Annotated in this window: 1 protein-coding gene; it reads left to right on the top strand. The window is 60.3% G+C overall.

Annotated features, from left to right (window positions below; translation table 11 throughout):
* Positions 1–50 precede the first annotated feature (50 nt).
* Positions 51–788 (top strand): hypothetical protein, encoded by a 738-nt coding sequence (locus G3480_RS26800; protein ID WP_240906110.1) that lies wholly within the window; start codon positions 51–53, stop codon positions 786–788.
* Positions 789–1181 lie beyond the last annotated feature (393 nt).

A 1181-nucleotide genomic window follows, 5' to 3' on the forward strand; every position in this document is an offset into this window, starting at 1 on the left:
GAGTTGTTCAATAGATTGAAATATAAATGGTTTATGGAAAATGAATAACGTTGGCTATTCTTAGCCTGACGGCTATGCAGCAGATCCCCTGCCAACCGCTTGAGCCGATGCGCTTGGTCGCCGCCACCGCCGAGGGGCAACTCAGCGAGCAGCGCGTGACCATTCCCGCCCCCGACGGGGTGCAGCGCCTGGAGCTGCGCCGGATTCGCCTGGAGCTGAACACCCCGACACGCGAGGGCGAGACCACGCTGTATTTGTTGACGACGCTCCCCGACGCGGCGCTGGTCGCGGCCCTCTACCGCGAACGCTGGACGCTGGAAAAGGCCTTCTTGCATGTCACCACCGAGCTGCGCTGCGAGATTAAGACCCTGGTCTATCCGCCCGCCGCCCTGTTCGGATTGGCCATGGCCATCGTCGCCTACAACGCCTTGGCTGTCATCAAGGCGACGCTGCGCCAGGTGCATGGTGCCGAGACGGTCGAGACCGAGGTCTCCGGCTATTATCTCGTCAACGAAATGGCCCGCGTGGATGAGTGCCTCAACACCCTGATCACGCCCGAGGAATGGGCCGTGTTTCAAACGTTCACGCCCGAGGCGATGGCCGCCTGGCTGCTCGCCACCGCGCAACAGGTGCAGTTGCGCAAGTACCACAAGCATCCACGTGGCCCGAAGAAACCGGCTCCAACTCGCACCCATGATCCGAAAAAGCCGCATGTATCCGTCGCGCGATTGCTCGCGCAACGCCAAAGCGGCAAGGCGATAGGAGGTCGCGAGAACGGCCTCCGATAACCGCTCACGAATCGTGACCTTCACAGCCATGGCTATGCGTGGTTTTGTGCATGTGTCATGACGCGCCGTGATGTCCATGTATCGAAGTCAGTCTTTTCCGCATCCCCAAGGGACCTGATATTCTGCGGGTGGACAATCCAAGGTCGGCAATCTCTATTCATGCCTCCGAGGCCCTCGTGCATAACCTTCTCGATTTCAAAGGCTTTCGACAAGCGGGGCTGAATCTATTTCAGCCAGGGGTCACGGGGTTTTGAGTAGGCCGGGCACTCCCCGGACGGTAGGGCGACGTTTGTGTTCTCTGTTTGCCGCCTGGTTTCCCGGCGGTGCCACATGATCTCGCCCGTGGTCCAGGTTGCGACCCGGCCCCTCTCAGAACCGGACAAGCGGCTTTCC

The sequence above is a fragment of the Thiorhodococcus mannitoliphagus genome (assembly GCF_010915725.1).
GTDB classification, from domain to species: Bacteria; Pseudomonadota; Gammaproteobacteria; order Chromatiales; family Chromatiaceae; genus Thiorhodococcus; species Thiorhodococcus mannitoliphagus.